The organism is Petrotoga halophila DSM 16923, assembly GCF_002924615.1.
In genome coordinates this window covers 1-1423 of the sequence record NZ_JALY01000214.1, presented here as the reverse complement: position 1 = coordinate 1423, position 1423 = coordinate 1, and the positions used below count along the sequence as shown (strand labels likewise).

Below are 1423 nucleotides of genomic sequence, written 5' to 3'. Positions count from 1 at the left end.
ATATGAGCCTAGAATTTCCCTTGATGGGGGATACGATGGTCAAAGTTTTTTTAAAAAGATATCTAAATATTCTCACCTTTTAAAATCTAAATATCTCCTGTTCGAAACCAGTGAATTTACAATAAAAAAAACTGCTGAAATTCTATCAACGATAGGAAAAGTTCAGATTTTGCCCGACTCTTTTAAGAAAGAAAGATTCATCTTTATTTCTCCTTATGGTTAAATAAACTTAGAACAAGCATTATTTCTCCTACTCCAATTTTCAATTCCTTAGCTATCTCTTGAGGGCTGTAGCCATTTTCAGATAGCTCAAGAATTTTGTTAGTTTTATCGTATTTATAATTACTATAATTTGAATCTATCCTTTTATCTTTATCGATATCAACTTCAACATTTGAAGGATTATTTTCCTTCTTTGACGATACTGTAGGAACTTCTTTGATTTTTTCAGATATCATCTTTTCTTCTTCTGGTGTCAACTTTTCCAAATGATTTGAAACATCCAAATCTGTGTTTTTGTTAATAAAGTCAATCAACTCTTTACTTGACATATGTAATTTTCTAGAAAGCTCGTAAACCCTTAATCTATCGTCTTTTTCAACTGTCTCTGTTTGATTGTTATTATTCTTCTGATCTTCCAAGCTTTTTGTGTGTTGTACTTTATTTTCAAATTCTTCCCTCTTATACGAATCCAACTTCCTTTCTAAATCTGCCAACAATGAGAAAGTTTTAGCATAAGCATCATCTAAATCCTTCATAAGTTGATCGACCAATTCAATTTTATTATCTAAAGCTCTTAATCTTGTGGAAGTTATCTTTTGAAATCTTGCTAAGAAAAGGTTCTTATCTTCTTCTAAATTTTCATGCTTTTTCTCTGTTGCATCGTTTTCTTGTAAAAAGTGGCCTAAACGGATCATAAGAAAAATATTTACAATTGATATTGTAAGAGAAAGTACGACTAATAAATACAAAATAAACATTACTACTCCCCCCATTATTACGATAGTTTATTCAGATTTGAATTCTATCGTAGGATAACCAAAGGCTCCAGTGTATGAATAGCCTATAACGTTCTGCTCTATATAAGTAGGAGTAGGATTTACAGTCAAGACTTCCCACCCATATGGATAATGAACACTCACAGTCACTTGCTCATTCTGATCGCTTAAAAGTTGCCCAGGAAGGGAAAATTCAATATTTCCTCTATCATTTCTGTAAACCAACCCTTCCAATTTAACAGTTTCATCGACATAAATCATTGGAGAATCGGAATTTACAGTCGACTCATAAGATAAAACCACAAAATCTCTTGGAATTTGTTCTTTTAAATTATCCAAAGATTGTTGAAAAAGAGAAAGCTTTTCTTCATCGGGGGTGTTAAACCCTTCTACCAAGGTTTCGTAATCTCTCTCGTTTTCTGTTA

Annotated in this window: 2 protein-coding genes and 1 pseudogene; 1 reads left to right on the top strand and 2 read right to left on the bottom strand. The window is 31.8% G+C overall.

All coding sequences use genetic code 11. The annotated features are described in order from the left end of the window. Positions 1 to 223 (top strand): annotated as a pseudogene (locus AA81_RS14430) (hypothetical protein); the annotation flags it as partial. On the opposite strand, the gene AA81_RS10445 reads toward AA81_RS14430, so the two are convergent. Next, the gene (locus AA81_RS10445) at positions 204 to 980 is read right to left on the bottom strand and encodes a translation initiation factor IF-2 N-terminal domain-containing protein (RefSeq protein WP_169999740.1); all 777 of its coding nucleotides are present in this window, start codon (positions 978 to 980) and stop codon (positions 204 to 206) included. The pseudogene AA81_RS14430 and the gene AA81_RS10445 overlap by 20 nt on opposite strands. A gap of 27 nt (positions 981 to 1007) precedes the next feature. After that, on the bottom strand, positions 1008 to 1423 hold a 416-nt coding region (locus AA81_RS10440), incomplete at its 5' end, for a DUF4897 domain-containing protein (RefSeq protein WP_146050386.1).